Annotated in this window: 17 protein-coding genes; 11 read left to right on the forward strand and 6 right to left on the reverse strand. The window is 61.4% G+C overall.

Annotated elements, in window-relative coordinates:
* Genes galE through CUJ84_RS22715 form a run of 4 tightly spaced genes read left to right on the forward strand, consistent with a single transcriptional unit; the run spans nt 1 to nt 4,384 of the window.
* Nucleotides 1–984 (forward strand): UDP-glucose 4-epimerase GalE, encoded by a 984-nt coding sequence (gene galE / locus CUJ84_RS22700; RefSeq protein WP_105007812.1) that lies wholly within the window; start codon nt 1–3, stop codon nt 982–984.
* Nucleotides 981–2,849, forward strand: a complete 1,869-nt coding sequence (locus tag CUJ84_RS22705; protein ID WP_105007813.1) for a glycosyltransferase family 2 protein — start codon at nt 981–983, stop codon at nt 2,847–2,849. The genes galE and CUJ84_RS22705 overlap by 4 nt, the downstream gene beginning before the upstream one ends.
* 37 nt (nt 2,850–2,886) lie before the next feature.
* A complete protein-coding gene (locus tag CUJ84_RS22710; RefSeq protein ID WP_018244217.1) occupies nt 2,887–3,408 on the forward strand; it encodes a DUF995 domain-containing protein in 522 nt (173 codons plus the stop codon).
* A gap of 4 nt (nt 3,409–3,412) precedes the next feature.
* Nucleotides 3,413–4,384, forward strand: coding sequence for a glycoside hydrolase family 26 protein (locus CUJ84_RS22715; protein WP_105007814.1), 972 nt, complete (start codon nt 3,413–3,415; stop codon nt 4,382–4,384).
* 77 nt (nt 4,385–4,461) lie between these two features.
* Here CUJ84_RS22715 and CUJ84_RS22720 read toward each other — a convergent pair whose 3' ends face one another.
* Entirely contained in the window at nt 4,462–5,748 is a 1,287-nt protein-coding gene (locus CUJ84_RS22720) for an ABC transporter substrate-binding protein (protein WP_105007815.1), read from the reverse strand.
* 145 nt (nt 5,749–5,893) lie between these two features.
* Between CUJ84_RS22720 and CUJ84_RS22725 the strand changes: the two genes are divergently transcribed.
* The 3 genes from CUJ84_RS22725 (at nt 5,894) to CUJ84_RS22735 (ending at nt 9,903) form a co-directional block, all read left to right on the forward strand.
* Nucleotides 5,894–6,913 carry a LacI family DNA-binding transcriptional regulator gene (locus CUJ84_RS22725; RefSeq protein ID WP_105007816.1) on the forward strand — a complete coding sequence of 340 codons (1,020 nt, stop codon included), beginning with the start codon at nt 5,894–5,896 and terminating at the stop codon, nt 6,911–6,913.
* A gap of 126 nt (nt 6,914–7,039) precedes the next feature.
* Nucleotides 7,040–8,896, forward strand: a complete 1,857-nt coding sequence (locus tag CUJ84_RS22730; protein WP_105008284.1) for a DUF2264 domain-containing protein — start codon at nt 7,040–7,042, stop codon at nt 8,894–8,896.
* A complete protein-coding gene (locus CUJ84_RS22735) occupies nt 8,893–9,903 on the forward strand; it encodes a hydroxyacid dehydrogenase (protein ID WP_105007817.1) in 1,011 nt (336 codons plus the stop codon). The genes CUJ84_RS22730 and CUJ84_RS22735 overlap by 4 nt, the downstream gene beginning before the upstream one ends.
* A gap of 107 nt (nt 9,904–10,010) precedes the next feature.
* On the opposite strand, the gene CUJ84_RS22740 is transcribed toward CUJ84_RS22735, so the two are convergent.
* The 5 genes from CUJ84_RS22740 to CUJ84_RS22760 form a co-directional block, all read right to left on the reverse strand.
* Nucleotides 10,011–11,288, reverse strand: coding sequence for a Gfo/Idh/MocA family protein (locus CUJ84_RS22740; protein WP_027682272.1), 1,278 nt, complete (start codon nt 11,286–11,288; stop codon nt 10,011–10,013).
* 41 nt (nt 11,289–11,329) lie between these two features.
* Nucleotides 11,330–12,160, reverse strand: a complete 831-nt coding sequence (locus CUJ84_RS22745) for a sugar phosphate isomerase/epimerase family protein (protein WP_105007818.1) — start codon at nt 12,158–12,160, stop codon at nt 11,330–11,332.
* A 26-nt stretch (nt 12,161–12,186) separates the two neighbouring features.
* A complete protein-coding gene (locus CUJ84_RS22750) occupies nt 12,187–13,350 on the reverse strand; it encodes a dihydrodipicolinate synthase family protein (RefSeq protein WP_105007819.1) in 1,164 nt (387 codons plus the stop codon).
* A gap of 3 nt (nt 13,351–13,353) precedes the next feature.
* A complete protein-coding gene (locus CUJ84_RS22755; protein ID WP_105007820.1) occupies nt 13,354–14,502 on the reverse strand; it encodes a Gfo/Idh/MocA family protein in 1,149 nt (382 codons plus the stop codon).
* 131 nt (nt 14,503–14,633) lie between these two features.
* On the reverse strand, nt 14,634–15,311 hold the full coding sequence (locus tag CUJ84_RS22760; protein ID WP_027682268.1) for a TetR/AcrR family transcriptional regulator: 678 nt from the start codon (nt 15,309–15,311) through the stop codon (nt 14,634–14,636).
* A 198-nt stretch (nt 15,312–15,509) separates the two neighbouring features.
* Between CUJ84_RS22760 and CUJ84_RS22765 the strand changes: the two genes are divergently transcribed.
* Genes CUJ84_RS22765 through CUJ84_RS22780 form a run of 4 tightly spaced genes read left to right on the forward strand, consistent with a single transcriptional unit; the run spans nt 15,510 to nt 19,739 of the window.
* Nucleotides 15,510–16,796 (forward strand): ABC transporter substrate-binding protein, encoded by a 1,287-nt coding sequence (locus tag CUJ84_RS22765; protein WP_105007821.1) that lies wholly within the window; start codon nt 15,510–15,512, stop codon nt 16,794–16,796.
* Between the two features lie 6 nt (nt 16,797–16,802).
* Nucleotides 16,803–17,762, forward strand: coding sequence for a carbohydrate ABC transporter permease (locus CUJ84_RS22770; protein ID WP_027682266.1), 960 nt, complete (start codon nt 16,803–16,805; stop codon nt 17,760–17,762).
* Nucleotides 17,755–18,642, forward strand: coding sequence for a carbohydrate ABC transporter permease (locus CUJ84_RS22775; RefSeq protein WP_027682265.1), 888 nt, complete (start codon nt 17,755–17,757; stop codon nt 18,640–18,642). Before CUJ84_RS22770 ends, CUJ84_RS22775 begins: the two co-directional genes overlap by 8 nt.
* Nucleotides 18,642–19,739, forward strand: coding sequence for a Gfo/Idh/MocA family protein (locus CUJ84_RS22780; RefSeq protein ID WP_199788749.1), 1,098 nt, complete (start codon nt 18,642–18,644; stop codon nt 19,737–19,739). Before CUJ84_RS22775 ends, CUJ84_RS22780 begins: the two co-directional genes overlap by 1 nt.
* The last annotated feature ends 18 nt before the right edge of the window (nt 19,740–19,757 follow it).

A 19,757-nucleotide genomic window follows, 5' to 3' on the forward strand; every position in this document is an offset into this window, starting at 1 on the left:
ATGCCCCGCTACATTCTCGTCACCGGCGGCGCCGGTTTCATAGGCAGTCATATCTGCAAAGCGCTGTCACGCGCCGGGATGATCCCGGTCACCTACGATAATCTCTCGACAGGACATGCCGACAGCGTCCGCTGGGGCCCGCTCATCCGGGCAGAGCTTGCCGACGCCGCCATGCTGCGCCGGACTCTTGCAGAGTTTTCGCCCGATTGCGTCATCCATTGTGGTGCCAATGCCTATGTCGGCGAATCCGTCGACATGCCCAGGAAATATTACCGGAATAACGTCGTCGGCAGCCTGACGCTGCTCGAGGCCTGCCTCGACCAGGATATCGAGCGGATCGTCTTTTCGAGCAGCTGCGCCACCTACGGCGTTCCCGCCTCGTTGCCGATACGGGAGGAAAGCCCGCAGCACCCGGTCAATCCCTATGGGCGCACCAAGCTGATCTTCGAGATGGCGCTCGAGGATTTTGCCGCTGCCTATGGCATTCGCTTTGCCGCGCTGCGTTATTTCAATGCGGCCGGCGCCGATCCCGATGGCGAGCTTGCCGAGCGTCATCACCCCGAGACCCATCTCATCCCGCGCGCTCTTCTTGCCGCTGCCGGCAGGCTGGAGCGGCTCGATATCTTCGGCACCGATTATGCGACCGAGGACGGAACCTGTATTCGCGACTATGTTCATGTCAGCGATCTCGCCCAGGCGCATCTCGCCGCCGTCAATCACCTGATGGCGGACGGCGGCTCGCTCAGCGTCAATCTCGGCTCTGGCCGGGGCACTTCGGTACGCGAGATTCTCGAGGCGATCTATCGCGCGAGCGGCCGTGAAGTCCCCGTGAATTATCGCGCCCGCCGCGCCGGCGATCCGCCGATCCTCGTTGCCAATACCGCAAGGGCGAAAGCGGAACTCGGCTTCGCGCCGGCTTTCTCGGATATCGATACGATCATCCGCACTGCCGGTCCCACCTTCGGGCTGGAGATGAGGGCATGAGCGACACTCTGCAACTCGGTCACAGCGTCAGCAAGGCGAAGGCCGCCGCAGCTGATGCATTCGATCCTGTTTTCACCGGCTGGAACCGCGTCGCCTATGGCTTCGGCATCCTCTGCTGGCTGACAGCACTCGGCTATTTCTGGATCTGGTGGTGCCAGTCCGCCCATATCATTTCCTGGGCCGCCTTCGTGCTTATCACCCTCGTGCTTGCCTGGATCACCCTTGTGCCGGCCTATTTCATCCTGATCTTCCTCGATGCGAGGACGGTCAATCCTGCGGCACGGCTGCCGGAAGGGCGGGTGGCAATGGTCGTCACCAAGGCGCCGTCCGAGCCCTTTGCCGTCGTCCGCGCTACGCTGCAGGCGATGCTTGACCAGATCGACGTCGATTTCGATGTCTGGCTGGCCGATGAGGACCCTTCGGAGGAAACCAGGCGCTGGTGTGCGGCGCACGGCGTGCTGATCTCCACCCGAAAGGGCGTGGCGGAGTATCATCGCACCACCTGGCCCCGCCGGACGCGTTGCAAGGAAGGCAACCTTGCTTATTTCTACGACCATTTCGGCTATGCGCGCTACGATTTCGTCGCCCAGTTCGATGCCGACCATGTGCCGACGCCGACCTACCTCCGTGAAGTCCTGCGCCCCTTTGCCGATCCCGGGATCGGTTATGTCTCCGCTCCCAGCATCTGCGATGCCAATGCCGGGACAAGCTGGGCGGCGCGTGGCAGGCTCTATGCCGAGGCAAGCCTGCACGGTTCGCTGCAGACGGGTTACAATAATGGCTGGGCGCCTCTTTGCATCGGCTCCCACTATGCGGTTCGCACGGCGGCCCTTCGTCAGATCGGCGGCCTCGGCCCGGAACTTGCGGAAGACCATTCGACAACGCTGATGATGAATGCCGGCGGCTGGCGTGGCGTGCATGCCGTCGATGCGATCGCTCACGGCGACGGACCGGCAAACTTCACCGATCTCGTCGTCCAGGAATTCCAGTGGTCGCGCAGCCTCGTCACGATCCTGCTGCAACATTCCCGCCGTCACATCATGCACCTGCCCTGGCGACTGAGATTTCAGTTCGTGTTCTCGCAGCTGTGGTATCCGCTTTTCTCCACCTTCATGGCCGTGATGTTCCTGCTGCCGGTTGCCGCCTTGATGACGGGCCAGGTCTTTGTCAATGTGACCTATCCGGATTTCCTGCTGCATTTTGCGCCGATATCGGTCGTGCTGACGCTGTTTGCCTTCTTCTGGCGGGCCACGGGAACCTTCAGGCCGCACGATGCGAAACTGTTCGGCTGGGAAGGGCTTGCTTTTATCTTCCTGCGCTGGCCGTGGTCGCTTGCCGGCAGCCTCGCCGCGCTTCGCGACTATATCTGCGGCTCTTTCGTGGATTTCCGCATCACGCCGAAGGGTAGGCAGCAGCAGCGGTCTTTGCCGTTGCGCGTCATCGCGCCCTATATCGGGCTCGCCGGATTGTGCGCAGCCGCCATGGCACTGGCCAGCGAGGCCGCTGCCGCCCAGGGCTTCTATATTTTCGCGGCGATGAATCTTTCGATCTATCTGTCGCTGACGGTGCTGATCGTCATTCGCCATGCGATCGAGAACGATCTGCCGCGGCTGCCGCAATCACGCGGGCTGTGGCTTGCGACGGCCACGGGGCTTGCGATTTGCATCACCGGCGGCATGCAGGCGGGCAGCCATGGTCTGCATAGCCTCGAGGCCCTTTCCCACGGCCAGACGTTCATCAGTTTCAGCCAATCCCAGTTTGCCGTGGCCGGTGCCGGTGTCGGCGGCGGCAAGACCAGGATCGTGAAGTTCCGGCTCAGATGGAATGGGTTCGGAAGCACGGGGCGGGACGAACAAGGTGTCTGAGCCGGCGGAACCGGCAAGTGTCGAGTAGGAGGATATAATGAGTATCGGATCGAGACTATACGGAGCGGCCCTCGCTCTCAGCCTGTGTCTGCCCATGGCGGCACACGGCGCCGAGGTCGCCAAACAGAAAGCGCCGACGCCGGTCAGCGCCTATGAGCTCTATCGTATCTATGGCGACAAGACCTGGACCTGGAACACCGGCGGCGGCCGTTTCTTCGATGACGGCCGGCGCTTCATCGCCTGGAGCAATGACAAGGGGAAGCCGTCCTTCGCCGAAGGCAGATGGGTGGTCGACGATCTCGGCCAGCTCTGCATGCGTGCCACCTGGACGAATGCCGAGGGTGCGGCCCGCGCCAGCACCTGTTTCGGTCACCGCAAGATTGGCAACACGATCTATCAGCGGCGCCAGCCGGACGGCAAGTGGTACGTTTTCCGTCATGCATCGGTGCTCCCGGATGACGAGTTCCGCAAGCTCGTTCCCGTCGATACGGTCAGCGCGAAGGCGCGCGAACTGAAGCAGGTCCTGCTGAGCCAGGAAATAGCCCGAAAAGGAGGGTGAAGCCATGAAGAAGCTAATGAAAAACAACCTCTCGACCACCGCGATTGCGCTGCTGCTGTTGTGTGTCGCGGATCTGCCGGGCCGAAGCGAAGTGCAATATGCGGGCATTGCGCCAAACCCGGCGGCGGCCGTGCAGACGATCATCGACAAGCGCCCCGTCCTTCATGCCGACGGCATCAAGTTCGGGACCTACGATCCGCACGGCGATTTCGGCGCGCAGGCGAATGTCGCGACCGAAGCCCTGTTCCTGCCGTGGGAGGACGTCGACCTCGAAACGTTGCGCGTCGCCGATGCCTATGCGCTGGCTAGAGGCCGCAACCTGCTGATCACTGTGGAGCCATGGTCCTGGGACGTCGATTGGCGGCTCACCTCCGCACAGCTTCGCGCGAAGGTCCTGCGCGGTGACTACGATGTCAACATGCGTTCGATCGCGCATATGATATCCGAGCTGAAAAGCCCGGTGATCGTCCGCTGGGGACAGGAGATGGAGGACAAGTCAGGGCGGTTCTCATGGTCCGGCTGGAGCCCGCAAGACTATATCACGGCCTACAAGCGGATGATGGACATCGTCCGTAAGGAGGCGCCCGGCACAGAGCTAATGTGGTCGCCGAAGGGAGAGCCTGGCCTCCAAGCCTATTATCCCGGCGACGATTATGTCGATCTCGTCGGGCTCTCGGTCTTCGGTCTGCAGCGCTACGACGAGCTTGCCTACAATGAGCACCGGACGTTCTCGGAAGCATTGAAGCAGGGATATGATCTCGTCGCCGGTTACGGAAAGCCCATCTGGGTGGCGGAGCTCGGCTATGAAGGCGGTGACGCCTATATCAGGCCGTGGATCGAAACAGCCACGTTGAAGCAGAGCGCCTTCCCGAATCTGCAGGAAGTCGTCTATTTCAACGACCGGGATGTGCATGCATGGCCGTTCGATCTCGGCCGGCCGGACTGGCGCGTGGTCAAAGACCTGGGCAGCAACTGATAGTCCGGAAAACAGAGGCCTGAAAACAGGGAGGCCCGCCGGGGTGTTGCGGGCCTCTCCTCATGTCGGGCGACCGATCATCCCTTGATCGTTGCCTTACCCTCTTCGATGAGCCGGGTCGCCGCATCGGCGGGCGAAATCCGTTCGAAGGCGAGTTCGTCACAAATCGGGCGCAGCACGCGCTGGTCGAATTGGGTTGCCCCCATCGGTACCGGCGGCGGATACTCACCGACTTGATCCTTGAGCAGGTTCACGTATTTGACCGTTTCCTGCTCCGTCGGGTTGAGCTGCGGCAGGATGGCTTCACGCACTGTCGGCGACATAGGCACACCGCGTTCCACACCGAGAATCTTGCCGGCTTCGGGATCGTTGACAAAGAAGCTGATGAACTTCGCGGCAGCTTCGCCGTGCTTGGTCGTAGCTCCCACACTCCAGATCAGTGCGGGACGGTAATAATGGCCGGATGGACCGCCCTTCTTTTCACGCGGCAGCATGGTGATGCCAAGCTTGTTCTTGATGATCAGCTGATAGCCGACCATCTGGTTTGAATAGGCCATGCCGATCACCGATTTGCCGAGACCGAGGCAATTGGTGTCGATCGTGTTCTGATCGAGCGTCTGCACGTCGGCAGCAACGGTACCGTCCGCCTTGCGCAGTTTCTCCCAGTAGTCGAACCATTCCCTGGCGTCGTCGGCCGTGAAGCCGAGCCCCACGCTTTCCTTCGCAAAGAGGCTCTTGCCGCGCTGGCGCAGCCAGGCATCGAACACATAGGCGTAGCGCGCCGCATAGGGGCCGCCGCCCTTGCCGGAGGACTTGGCGAGTTCTACGGCGAGCTTGGCATACTCATCCCAGGTTAGGTCGGCCGTCGGCAGCGGGATGCCTGCCTTTTCGAATTCGACTGTATCGAAGAACATCGAGAAGGAGTTGAGGCCGAGGCCGACACCATAGAGCTTGCCGTCGATGGTGGTCAGTTTCAGCATGTCGGCGCCAAAGGACCGAACATCCAGCGTCGAGGGGACGAATTCATCGAGCGGCAGGCAGGCGCCGCGCTTCGAATAGTCTGAGATTGTTCCCGGCTCGAGTTGGAAGATGTCGGCGATCGAGCGGCCGGCCATCTGCGTTGCGAGCTTCGTCCAGTAGCCGTCGCCCGACAGCGATTCTCCGACGAGAGTGACGCCAGGTGTCTTCGACTGATAAAGCTTGGCAACATCGAGCGTGCGCTTGGCGCGGTCGTTGGACCCCCACCACATGGCACGCAGCTGTGCGTCTTCGGCAAAGGCCGGGATGGCGCTTCCGGCACCGAGGGCGAGACCGGCGGCCGCACCGGCTGAACCCATCAGAAATGAACGGCGATTGACCTGCATTGATAATCCTCCTTGTCCCAACTGCCCGCTGCCATCCTCCAACGGCATTATCGAGCACTTCGGCAAACAGATTACGCAAAAAAAATATTATTGCAAGAAGCAACCATTTTCTTGCAAATTTGCATTACTTGCATAATGTTTGCCTATGAACGACCAAAAGATCAGACGGCCGCGTCAGGCCGATATAGCCACATTGGCCGGCGTTTCCGTCTCCACGGTGTCGCGGGTGCTCGCCAACGAACCTGGTATCAGCGAAACCGTCCGTCGCCAGATATTGAAGGTGGCAGCCGAGCACGGCTATCCCGTCAAGCCGGCTTCCGAAGCTGTTGCCGGCGGGCTGGCGCTGATTGCCAGCGACGGCGTCACCGGCACCCTCAGCGTCTTCTATGAAGCGATCGTCGACGGCCTGCGCGCTGGCGCTGCGGAAGCGGGCATGCCCTTCGACGTCCGGCTGGTCCGCGAGGATCGTATCACGCCGGATGCTGTGCGCGACTATATGCAGACAGCCGGGGCTGAAGGTCTCTTTCTCGTCGGCATCGATCCGAACGAGACGTTGCGCGGCTGGCTGCAAGCCAGCATGACACCGACCGTTCTTGTCAATGGCACCGATCCACGGATGCAGTTCGATGGCGTTTCGCCGGCTAATTTCTTTGGCGCCTACGAGGCGACCAGCCGGCTGACCAAAGCCGGCCATCGCCGAATCCTGCATTTGAGCGGATCTCACCGCCATACGATCCGGGAGCGCGTGCGCGGTTTCGAGGCGGCGATCGCCGCCGTCCCCGGCGCCGAGGGCCGTCTCTTGTCCCTGACCCTTGACGGCAGCGCCAGCCGGGAGGCGCATGACCGCACCGCCGCGGCACTTGCCGAGGATGCCGGTTTTACGGCCGCCTTCTGTATGAATGATTTCATCGCCGTCGGCGTGCTCGAGGCCGTCACCGAGGCGGGGCTGCGTGTGCCGGAGGATTTCGCGATTGTCGGTTTCGACGATCTGCCCTGCGCGCTGATGACAAGTCCGCAGCTTTCCACCATGCGCGTCGACCGCGCTGCCCTCGGGCGTGAAGCCGTTTCGTTGATGCTGTCCCGCTTCCGCAACAGGACGGCCGCTGCGCGCCATATCTGCCAGGCGGTTGTTCCCATTCCGGGAGGAACCGTTCCGAACGCCTAGAACAGGATGATTTAGGCCAAGCCTAAAATCTGAATCCTGTTCTAAATTAAATAGTTAGAGCATGATGTCGTCCGAAAACCGCTCACACTTTTCGGCATCATGCTCTAGAACCCGTGAGTAATGCCGATGACCTATGATCCCGCCAGCGCCAACCCGCTCGCAGGTAATCCGCTGGAAACCCGCGCCGATATGAGCCGCGCCCTGCTTGCGCTCTTCGATCCGCTGCTTGCCTGTTTCTCGAATGGTAATGCCCGCGTCACGCTCAATGGCGGCGGCGCCCATTTCGATCGGGCGGCGGCCGATCTCGAAGGGTTCGCTCGCCCGCTCTGGGGATTGGCGCCGCTGGGCGCAGGCAATGGCGACTTCGCCCATTGGCATCGTTTCGCCGAAGGTCTCGCAAACGGCACCGATCCCGCCCATCCCGAATATTGGGGAACGGTCAACGGCCGCGATCAGCGGATGGTCGAGCTTGCCGCTCTCGGTTTTGCCTTGGCTCTGGTGCCCGAAAAGATCTGGGCGCCGCTCGATGTGCGCGCCCGCAGCAATGTCGTTGCCTATCTCAAGCATGCCAGGCAGTTCGACTATGCCGACAACAATTGGAAATTCTTCCGGATCTTCGTCGATATCGCGCTCGATCGTCTCGGCGCCGATTTCGACCGCAGCCTGACGCGGCAATATCTGCAGGAACTCGAAGGCTTTTATATCGGCGACGGCTGGTATCGCGACGGAAACGTGCGCCGTATCGACCACTACATTCCCTTCGCCATGCATTTCTATGGCCTGATCTATTCGAAGCTCGTCGACGACGACTATGCAAAGCGCTACCGCGAGCGCGCGGTCCTCTTCGCCCAGGATTTCCGGCACTGGTTTGCCGTTGACGGGGCGACGATCCCCTTCGGCCGCAGCCTGACCTATCGCTTTGCCTGCGCCGGCTTCTGGTCGGCGCTCGCCTTTGCCGATGTCGAGGCTCTGCCCTGGGGGGAGGTCAAGCATCTCTGCCTGCAGCATCTGCGCTGGTGGAAAGACAAGCCGATTGCCGATCGCGACGGCGTACTGTCGATCGGTTTCGGCTACCCGAACCTGCTGATGTCGGAGAGCTATAATTCCGCGGGCTCCCCTTATTGGGCCTTCAAGGCCTTCCTGCCGCTGGCGATCGCTGAGGATCACCCATTCTGGACGGCGAAGGAAAAAGTGCCGGAGCAGGCGCCTGACATCATCCCCCAGCGTCATCCCGGCATGGTGATCATGCGGGCGGGCGGCGATGTCGTGGCGCTGTCTTCCGGCCAGGAAAACCTGCAGATGCGGTGCGGCACGGAAAAATACGCGAAGTTCGCTTATTCCACCCGCTACGGCTTCAGCGTCGAGGCCGATGAGCGCGCCTTTGCGCTTGCCGCCTTCGATTCAGCGCTTGCCTTCAGCGATGACGGCCTTCACTACCGCGTGCGCGAAACGAACGAGGAAGCCAAGCTCGCCGGCGACGTGCTCTATGCGAAATGGTCGCCTTTTGCCGATGTCGACGTCGAAACCTGGCTCGTGCCCGCCGCACCCTGGCATATCCGCCTCCACCGGATCAGGACAAGCCGGCCGTTGCGGATTGCCGAAGGCGGATTTGCCATCGGCCGCCGGGATTTCGAGCTGGATACCCTGTCCGCTTCGGGTGGGGTTGCCTATGCGATCGGCGAAGCCGATTTCACCGGCATTCTCGATCTCGGCTCTTCGGTCAAACGTTCGGGTCTCGTCCAGAAGGCAATGCCCAACACCAATGTGATCGTCGCGAAAACCCTCGTGCCGCAGCTGCGCGGGCAGATTCCGGCCGGTGAAACCATCCTGGTGACGGCGGTGCTCGCACTTGACGATCCCGCTGCTGTCTCGTCTGTCTGGACGATCCCACCGAAAGCGCCTGACATCGCAGCGCTGGAGGCCCTGGTGAGGGAAAAGGGCGTGACAGTCAGCGCCATCGAAGCGCCGGGACAGATGCCATGAGCCAGCCGGCCATCGTCCTTGCCATGCAACCGTCGCGCACCGAGCACGTCCTGCCGGATGAGGTCCTACGCCGGCTGAGCGGCATCGGTCGCCTGCTGGATTCCAAACCGCTGCAGCGCTTCGACGACGAACGTGCGAGGCGTCTGCTGGCCCAAGCCGAAATCCTGATCACCGGCTGGGGCGGGCCCTATGTCGGGCCTGAAATCCCCGTCGCGGCGCCGCATCTTAAGCTCGTCGTCCATGCGGCGGGTACGGTCAAAGGCGTCATCGACGACGCCATCTTCGAAGCGGGTATCCCGGTCAGTCATTCGGCCGAGGCCAATGCCGTGCCGGTGGCCGAATTCACGCTGGCGGCGATCATCTTCGCCGGCAAGCGCGTTTTCCGTTTCCGCGATCTCTACGTCGCCGACCGAAACCGCAACCGCACCCATCCGATGCAGCGCGAAGCGATCGGAAATTACCGCCGCACCGTCGGCATCGTCGGCGCTTCGCGCATCGGCCGGCGCGTCATCGAGCTCCTGAAACCCTTTGACTATAGACTGCTGCTCGCCGACCCGACGCTTGATGCCACCGAGGCGGCCGGCCTCGGAACGGAAAAGGCCGATCTCGACGAATTGATGCGGCAGGCGGATATCGTCTCCCTGCATGCGCCGTCGCTGCCGTCGACACAGCATATGATCGATGCGCGAAGGCTGTCGCTGATGAAGGATGGCGCGACGCTCATCAACACGGCGCGCGGCATTCTCATCGATGAGGCGGCCTTGCTTTCAGCGCTCAAGACCGGTCGTATCGACGCGGTCCTCGACGTCACCGATCCGGAAATCCCGGAGGCAGCTTCTGCTTTCTACGATCTGCCGAACGTGTTTCTGACGCCGCATATTGCCGGCGCCATCGGGCTGGAACGGGCACGCCTCGGGGAGATGGCGGTGGATGAGATAGAGCGCTTCGTGACCGGCCAGCCGCTGCTTTACCAGATCCACCTGGAAAATCTCGAAAACATCGCCTGAGGCGCGTCGAGCGGCTTAGACGGTTTTGCGTCCCGAATTGCGTAAAAACAAAGAGATAGAGCATTTCCGTGATTCGAAGAAAACGGAAATGCTCTAGGCAGGAGGCATCAGCGCGACGTCCTCAGTGAATTTGGCGAACCGTCATTGGCAAGTTCAGGCATGAGATCGGCAATGTTGACCACCTTGCCGGTGCGCGAACTCGTCAGCGCGGCAATACCGCAAAGCACGGACATGGCGCCCGCTCGCGTGCCGGCGCGCTGCGCGAGCCTGTCTTCCATGTCGGGCTTGAAGATCATGTTGCGCATCCGGTCGTCGCCGCCGTAATGGCCGCCGGTGAAATGCGGAACGACGATGCGCTCCACAGCCTCCTTGCCGTTCGGGAAATTGCGGATGAGGAGGATCGTGTCTTCCTTCGGCTCTTCCCAGGGCTGGGCCTCATATTGGCGAAGCTCGATCCGCCCTTTGGTGCCGTTGAAGGCAAGGTGATGGCCTTCGATCGGCTGGAAGGTGTTCAGCGAATAGGAGACATGGACGTTGTTGCGGTAACGGAGCGACACCACCATCGTATCGGGAATGTCGATGTCCTCGCGGAAGACGCAACCGTCACGGAAGTAGCCGTCGATCTTCGAGGGATCCTCGTAAAGCGAATCGAGGAAGGGATCGGCCTCAAGATCGAGATAATAGTCACATTCATGCGTATGCGGACAGAGCTTGCAGCGCGGGCCGCGGAACGGGCCCTTGCGGCCGTAATTCTGCAGGTCGGCGAAGGAGGTGACGGCCTCGGGATCGCTGTCGAGATACCAGTTCAGCAGATCGAAATGATGCGTCGCCTTGTGGACGAACAGGCTGCCGGAATTTTCCGTATAGGCATGCCAGCGGCGGAAGTAGTCGGCACCGTGCTTGGTGTTCAGATACCAATGAAAATCGACCGAGGTGACCCGGCCGATCTCGCCGGCATTCAGCAATTCCTTGATCTTCGCAGCCGTCGGCGCATAGCGATAGTTGAAGGACACGTCGACCCGGCGACCAGTGCGCTTTTCGGCATCCAGAATCCGGCGAATCTTTTCGACCGAGGTCGTCATTGGCTTTTCGGTAATGACGTCGATGCCGGACTCCAGCGCACGCACGACGATATCGTCATGCGTATGGTCGGGCGTACAGACGATGACCAGATCCGGCTTCTGCTCAGCAAGCATCGAATCGATGTTTTCGTAGAGCGGCGCATTGCTGCCGATCATGTTGCGGGCGCGTTCGCCGCGCAGCGAATTCTTTTCGACGATCGCGGTCAGGTCGACATGTTCGCGCCAGCCGGCAAGCAGATCCTTGCCCCACATGGTGGTGCCGCGGTTTCCCGTACCGATCAGGGCAAAACGGCGTTTCTCCATCGAATGATCCTCCTGCATGCGTGATGAAACAAATACTGAAATCAGGCCTGGCAGCAGCTCCTGAAGCGCTCGACGCAGGTGGCGATCACTTCTTCGGCCGGGCGTTTCCACCAGTTTTCGGCCGAAAAGATCTCCACCTCCTGAGCGCCGAAGAAACCGGCGGCCTCCACCATCCGTCTTATGCCTTTGAGGTCGATCACACCATCGCCCATCATGCCGCGGTCGAGCAGCATGTCCTTTGTCGGCACCAGCCAGTCGCAGATGTGATGGGCAAAGATGCGTTTCATTCGGCCGGCGCGGGCGATCTGGTTGGCAAGATCGGGATCCCACCAGACATGGTAGACATCGACCGCAACGCCGACCTCCTCCCCGAGTTGTTCGCACATGTCGAGCGCCTGACCGAGCGTGTTCACGCAGGCACGGTCGGCGGCATACATTGGATGCAGCGGTTCGATGGCGAGCTTCACGCCGGCAGCCTGCGCATGCGGCAAAACGGCGGCAATGCCGTCGAACACCATTCGGCGCGCGGCGACGATGTCCTTCGAGCTGCCCGGCAGACCGCCGACGACGAGCACGAGGCAATCAGCTGAAAATGCCGCCGCCTCGTCGATCGCACGCCTGTTGTCGTCGAGGTTTTTCTGCCAGTCGGCATCGTTCGCCGCCGGGAAGAAGCCGCCGCGGCAAAGACCGGTCAGCTTGATGCCGTTCGATTTGACGATACGCACCGCCTCGTCGAGACCGACCTTGGCGACCTGGTCGCGCCAGGGGGCGATCGCGGTGATGCCGTGTTTCAGGCAAATATCGACGGCCTCGGCAAAGCCGCATTGCTCGCGGATCGTCGCCAGGTTGATCGAAAGTCCTTCGACCTGCATGTCATTCTCCTCCCGTTCCGCGTGCTTCAGTTGACGCCGTGGACGGCAAGCACCTGTTTCATGCGCGCCGTTGCGAGTTCCGGATCGGCGAGAACCCGGGCCTTGTCGGCAAGGCGGAAGAGTTCGGCCAGATGCGTCAGCGAGCGGGTGCTCTGCTGGCCGCCGACCATGACGAAATGATCCTGCAGGCCGTTGAGATAGGCGAGGAAGACGACGCCGGTCTTGTAGAAGCGGGTCGGCGCCTTGAAGATGTGGCGCGACAGCGGCACGGTCGGCTCCAGCAGATCGAAGAATTCATGGTTGCTCTTGCGGCCGAGCGCTTCGAGGGCGGCCGAGGCAGCCGGAGCGATCGCATCGAAAATGCCGAGCAGCGCGTCGGAATGGCCCTCTTCGTCGCCGGCGATCAGTTCGGCATAGTTGAAATCGTCGCCGGTATACATGCGCACGCCTTTCGGCAGCCGGCGGCGCATCGCCACTTCCTTCTCCTTGGACAGCAGCGAGATCTTGATGCCGTCGACCTTGTCGGCATGGGCTTCGATCACCTCGAGGCAGGTGGACATGGCTTGGATATGATCACTGTTGCCCCAATAACCCTGAAGCGCCGGATCGAACATTTCGCCGAGCCAATGGATGATGACGGGTTCCTTGACCTGGCGAAGGATGCGGTCATAGACGCTTACATAGTCGTCCGGCCCTTTGGCGGCGGCGGCAAGCGCCCGGCTGGCCATCAGGATGATGCGGCCGCCGGCCGCTTCCACCGTTTCGATCTGCTCCTCATACGCCCTGAGGATCGTGTCGATAGTGACGTCGGGTCCTGGCGTCAGATGGTCGGTCCCGGCGCCGCAGGCAATCAGCGCGTCCTTGCGGCCGGCCGCCTCACTGAGCGCCCGGCGGATGAGGTCGCGCGCTTCCGGCCAGCCGAGGCCCATGCCGCGCTGCGCCGTATCCATCGCTTCGGCAACCCCGAGGCCGAGATCCCAGAGCCGGTGGCGGAAAGCCAGCGTGCGCTCCCAATCGATCGCCGGCGTCAGCCACGGATCGTTGTCGGCGAGCGGATCGGCGACGACATGGGCGGCGGCAAAGGCGATGCGCGGAAAGGCCTTGGCGTCGCGCTTGGCGAGCGCGATCGGCGTGCCGGTCAGCGTGTAGGGGACGATCTTGCCGTCGAGAGGGAGATTGATCGTCGTCACGGCTCAGAACTCCAGTGCGGGAACGTCGAGCCAGCGACGCTCGGCCCAGGATTTTAGGCCGAGTTCGGCAAGCTGCACGCCCTTGGCGCCGGCTTCCAGGCCATAGGGCCACGGCGCGTCTTCGACGACATGGCGGATGAACATTTCCCACTGCGCCTTGAAACCGTTGTCGAAGGCCTGCGTATCGGGAACCTCGTCCCAGGTCTTGTAGAAGTCGATCGTCTGCGGCTGATCCGGGTTCCAGACCGGCTTCGGCGTGTTGACGCGGTGCTGGCTCCAGCATTTCGTCAGACCGGCGACGGCCGAACCATGTGTACCGTCGACCTGGAAGGTGACGAGGTCGTCGCGGCGGACGCGGACGGCCCAGGAGGAATTGACCTGCGCGATCGCGCCGCCTTCGAGCTCGAAGGTCGCATAGGCCGCATCGTCCGTGTCGCAGTCATAGGGCTTGCCCTGCTCGTCGATGCGGCGCGGAATATGCGTAGCACCGAGGCAGGATACGGCTTTGACTTCGCCGAACAGATTGTCGAGCACGTAGCGCCAGTGGCAGAGCATGTCGAGGATGATGCCGCCGCCGTCGCCCTTGCGATAGTTCCAGGACGGGCGCTGGGCCGGCACGCCCCAATCGCCTTCGAAAACCCAGTAGCCGAATTCGCCGCGCACGGAGAGGATCTTGCCGAAGAAGCCGGAATCCCTGAGCAGCGCCAGCTTCCGCAGGCCAGGCAGGAAGAGCTTGTCCTGCACGACGCCGTGTTTGAGGCCGGAGCGGCGCGCCTTGCGGGCAAGGTCGAGCGCCACCTGCAGATCGTCGGAGATCGGCTTCTCGCAATAGACATGTTTGCCGGCATCGAGCGCCTTGGACAGCAGTTCGGCCCGCATCAGCGTCGTGCCGGCGTCGAAGAAGATCGTGTCGTCGGGATTGGCGAGAGCGGCATCGAGATCGGTCGACCAGCGCTTGATGCCGTGCTTCTTCGCCAGCTCTTCCATCTTGGCGGCGTTGCGGCCGACGATGATCGGGTCGATCTCGAGTTTCTCGCCGGATTTCAAAGTGATGCCGCCCTGGTCGCGGAAGGCGAGAATCGAACGCACCAGGTGCTGATTGTAGCCCATGCGGCCGGTGACGCCGTGCAAGATGATACCCAAGCGTGCCATTTTTTCCTCCCAGCAATCTTTTGCGGCGGGAGCGGGCATCCTGGCCCGGCCCTCCCAAGCCGGTAACTAAACAGTTACTTGATGGCAGAAGATCCGAGCGACTGTCAAGAGTCAAATCCGATTTTCGAGATTCAGCGCTTGATCGAGGCGAGCGTGACGTGGACGATATGCCTTTCCCAGGCATTGAGATGGGTCGGCTCGATCAGGTCGCGGCCGAAGATCGTCGACAGCGTGTACTGGTTGGAGAGGTAGAAATAACCGAGCGAGGCGATCGTCAGGTAGACATGCAGGGGATCGGCGGTCTGGATGAAGACGCCCTGCTTCTTTCCCTGCTCGAGCACGTCCGAAAGCTCGCCGATCAAATGCGAATGCAGTTCCTTGAGCCGGACCGACTGACGCAGCCAGCGGGCCCGATGCAGATTTTCCGTGCCGAGCAGGCTGAGGAATTCCGGATGCTGGAGAAAATAACGCCAGGTGAAGAGCGCAAGTTCGCCGATGCCTTCCTCCGGGCTGCGGTCGCCGATATGAAGCGCGCGCTCGGCGGTGCGGATGCCGACATAGGCTTCTTCGAGCACTTTGAGGTAGAGTTGCTCCTTGTCGCCGAAATAATGATAGAGCATCCGCTTGTTGGTGCCGGCGCGCTCGGCGATCGCGTCGACGCGAGCCCCACCCATGCCGTTTTCGGCGAATTCCCGGGTTGCCGCTTCGAGGATCGCAGCGCGTGTCCGCTCCGGATCGCGGTGGGCTGTCCGTTCCGCGACCGGGCGTCGAGACCTCTTCTTTTCCCCATTCTCCCCGCTGTCGTTCATCTCTCCACCTCCGTCTTCACATGTTGCGCTCATAAGCCTTCGGTGCGAAATTGTAAAAACCGAATTTGAAGGGCCCGCGAGCGACACCGCTTGACACGCTCGCCGCTTTGCTCGTAGCTTGTAACCAATTAGTTATTTATGCAAGGGTAACTAGGTTTCGGAAGCGTGTGGAGGCGCTTCCCTTTGGAGGAGGAAAAAATGAGCCTACGTGTAAGCAGACGTAATTTCGTTGCGGGCGGAGCGACGCTTCTTTCGCTCTCGGCGCTGGGAACCAGCGCTTTGGCACAGGAAACGCGCCTGCGTCTCCTGTGGTGGGGCTCGCAGCCGCGCGCGGATCGCACCAACAAGGTATCGCAGCTCTATCAGACGAAGAAGCCGGGCACGTCGATCACCGGCGAATTCCTCGGCTGGGGCGACTACTGGCCGCGCCTTGCGACCCAGGTCGCCGGCCGCAACGCGCCCGATGTCATCCAGATGGACTATCGCTATATCGTTCAGTATGCGCGGCGCGGCGCGCTCGCCCCGCTCGAATCCTATATGCCGGCCAAGCTGAACCTCGACGATTTCGACAAGGCGCAGATCGAAGGCGGCAGCGTCGACGGCCATCTCTATGGCGTCAGCCTTGGGGCGAATTCGGCGGCCACCGTCCTGAACACCACTGCCTTCAAGGAGGCCGGCGTCGATCTGCCGACCCAGGCAACCACCTGGGAAGAATTCGGCCGCATCGGTGCGGAGATCACCAAGGCAGGCAAACGCAAGGGCATGTTCGGCATGGCCGACGGCAGCGGCGGTGAACCGCTGTTTGAAAATTGGCTGCGTCAGCGCGGCAAGGCGCTTTATACCGCCGACGGCAAGATCGCCTTCGGCGTGGACGATGCCTCGGAATGGTACGACATGTGGGCCAAGTTCCGTGAGGCCGGCGCCTGCGTTCCTGCCGATGTCCAGGCACTCGACAAGAACGACATCGAAACCAACACGGTTTCGCTCGGCAAGTCGGCCGCTGGTTTCGCCCATTCCAACCAGTTCGTCGCCTATCAGGCAATGAACAAGGACAAGCTGGCGCTGACCAACTACATGCGCGTCAAGGCGGATTCGAAGGGCGGCCACTACCGCAAGCCTTCGATGTTCTTCTCGGTCTCCGCCCAGTCGAAAGCCGTGGACCTGGCCGTGGACTACGTCAATTTCTTCGTCAAGAACCCAGAGGCAGCGCTGCTTCTGGACGTCGAACGCGGCATTCCGGAATCGAGCGCCATGCGTGAGGTCGTCGCGGCGAAGCTCGACGAGAACGGCAAGATTGCGCTGGCCTATGTCAGCGGCCTTGGCGAACTCGCCGGCAAATTGCCGCCGCCACCGCCCGCCGGCGCCGGTGAAGGCGAGCTAACCCTACGCAACATCGCCGAACAAGTGGCCTTCGGACAGGTATCTCCTTCCGATGGCGGCAAACAGCTCGTCGATGAAATCACGCAGATTCTCGCACGAGGCTGATCCCGTATGAGCAATGCGATGCGCACGCCCGCAGGGGCCATAAATGTGGAAAGATATCAGGGGGCCGTGGCCGATGGACGCTTCAGGCGTCTCTGGAACGCCAATGCTCCCGGCTATCTCTTCCTTCTTCCGTGGCTCATCGGCTTTTTCGGGCTGACGCTCGGGCCGGCCCTGATTTCGCTCTATCTCTCCTTCACCGACTTCGACATGCTGCAGTCGCCGAGGTGGGTGGGAATGGCGAATTACGTGCGCATCGCCACGGCGGACCCTAAATTCTCGGCCGCCATGCACGTCACCCTGACTTATGTCGTCTTCTCGGTGCCGTTCAAACTGACCTTCGCCTTGCTGGTCGCCATGGCGCTGAACCGCGGCCTGCGTGGGCTGTCGATCTATCGCGCCATCTTCTATCTGCCGTCATTGCTGGGCGGCAGCGTGGCGATCGCCGTGCTGTGGCGTCAGCTTTTCGCCAGCGATGGCCTTGTCAATGCCGCGCTCTCGCATTTCGGCATCGAAGGGCCGAGCTGGATCTCGCATCCGAACTATTCGATCTACACGCTGGTGGCTCTGTCCGTCTGGCAGTTCGGCTCGCCGATGATTATTTTCCTGGCCGGCCTGCGCCAGATCCCGCAGGATATGTATGAGGCCGCGAGCCTCGACGGTGCCTCGAAGTTCCGGCAATTCTACAAGATCACACTGCCACTTCTGACACCGGTGATCTTCTTCAATGCCGTCGTCCAGACGATTGAAGCCTTCAAGGCCTTCACACCGGCCTTCATCATCTCCGGCGGCACGGGCGGTCCGATCAATTCGACGCTCTTCTACACGCTCTACCTCTATCAGGAAGCCTTCGGCAATTTCCGCATGGGCTACGCCTCGGCGCTCGCCTGGATCCTGGTGGTGATCATCGCGATCTTCACCGCCTTCTCCTTCCTGACCTCGCGTTATTGGGTGCACTACGATGACTGAGATGACCGCTTCTGTGACTGCGGCCAGGCCGCCATCCGACATCACCAAACGCAGCCTGCCGGCGTCGCTCATCATCCACGCCCTGCTGATCGCCGCTTCACTTCTCATGCTCTATCCGCTGTTGTGGATGGTTTCGGCATCGGTGAGGCCGGAAAACGAGATCTTCTCGTCGACCTCGCTCATCCCGTCGTCGATCGATCTCTCCTCCTATGCGCGCGGTTGGGTCGGCCTCGATGTCAGCTTCGGACGGTTCTTCTGGAATTCGCTCGTCATCTCGCTGCTGGTGGTGACGGGCAATGTCATCGCCTGTTCGCTGACGGCCTTCGCCTTTGCGCGGCTGCGTTTTGCCGGTCGGAACTTCTGGTTCGCGATCATGCTCGGCACGTTGATGATCCCCTACCATGTGACGCTGATCCCGCAATATGTGCTCTTCCTCAACCTCGGCTGGGTGAACACCATCCTGCCGCTGGTTGTGCCGAAGTTCCTGGCAAGCGATGCCTTCTTCATCTTTCTCATGGTGCAGTTCTTCCGCGGCATCCCGCGCGAACTCGATGAGGCGGCGATGATGGATGGCTGCAGCGCCTGGCGCATCTACTGGAAGATCATGCTGCCGCTGTCGCTGCCGGTTTTGGCCACAGCCGCCATCTTCTCCTTCATCTGGACCTGGGACGATTTCTTCGGTCCGCTGATCTACCTGAACGACATGAACACCTATACGATTCAGCTCGGCCTGCGCACTTTCGTGGATTCCACCAGCGCATCGGATTGGGGCGGTTTGTTCGCCATGTCGACCCTGACGCTCGTGCCGGTCTTCTTCTTCTTCCTGTTCTTCCAGCGCCTGCTGATCGAGGGCATCGCCACGACGGGCATGAAACGTTGATGGCGATAACGGGAAAGAGCGACATGAGCATCAGGACGGTCGCGATCGTTGGTTGCGGTATCGGCCGCTCCCACATCGTCGAAGGTTACCTGCCGCATTCCGACAAGTTCAAGGTCGTGGCGATCTGCGACCTGAACGAGCAGCGCATGGCGGCGGTCGGCGACGAGTTCGGCATCGAACGCCGCACGACTTCCTTTGCGGAGCTGTTGGCCGACGACACGATCGACATCATCGATATCTGCACCCCTCCCGGTATCCATCTGGAACAGGTGGTCGCGGCCCTGGCTGCCGGTAAACATGTCGTTTGCGAAAAGCCGCTGACAGGTTCGCTTGCCGCCGTCGATACCATCATGGAAGCGGAAAAGACCGCCAAGGGCGTGCTGATGCCGATCTTCCAGTATCGTTACGGCGACGGCATCCAGAAGGCCAAGCGGATCATCGACGCCGGTATTGCCGGCAAACCCTATACCGCTTCCGTCGAAACCTTCTGGCTGCGCAAACCGGAATATTACGCCGTGCCTTGGCGCGGCAAATGGGCGACGGAACTCGGCGGCGTGCTCGTTACCCATGCCCTGCACCTGCACGACATGCTGATGCATCTGATGGGCCCGGCTGCAAGGGTCTTCGGCCGCGTCGCCACCCGTGTCAACGATATCGAGGTCGAGGATTGTGCCTCCGCCAGCCTGCTGATGGAAAACGGCGCCTTTGTCTCGCTTTCCTGTACCCTTGGGTCGCAGGAGCAGATTAGCCGGCTCAGGCTGCATTTCGAGAATGTTACTTTCGAGAGCAGCCATGAGCCTTACACGCCCGGCAAAGACCCCTGGAAGATCATTGCCGCGAACGACGATGTGCGGGAGAAGATCGACCGGGTGGTTGGTGACTGGCAGCCGGTCGCGCCGCGTTTCACCACGCAGATGGGCCAGTTCCATGCCTTTTTGAGTGGCCATGCGCCACTGCCGGTAACGAGCCGGGACGCCCGCCGCGCGCTGGAACTCGTCACCGCCATCTACCAGTCTTCCGACAGCGGCGCTGATGTGCCGCTGCCGGTCGGTCCCGACAGTCCGAAATACGCCGATTGGCGCGCAAGAACGAAATAAACGACAAAATAAAAAGAG

Source organism: Rhizobium leguminosarum, assembly GCF_002953715.1.
Classification (GTDB): domain Bacteria; phylum Pseudomonadota; class Alphaproteobacteria; order Rhizobiales; family Rhizobiaceae; genus Rhizobium; species Rhizobium leguminosarum_V.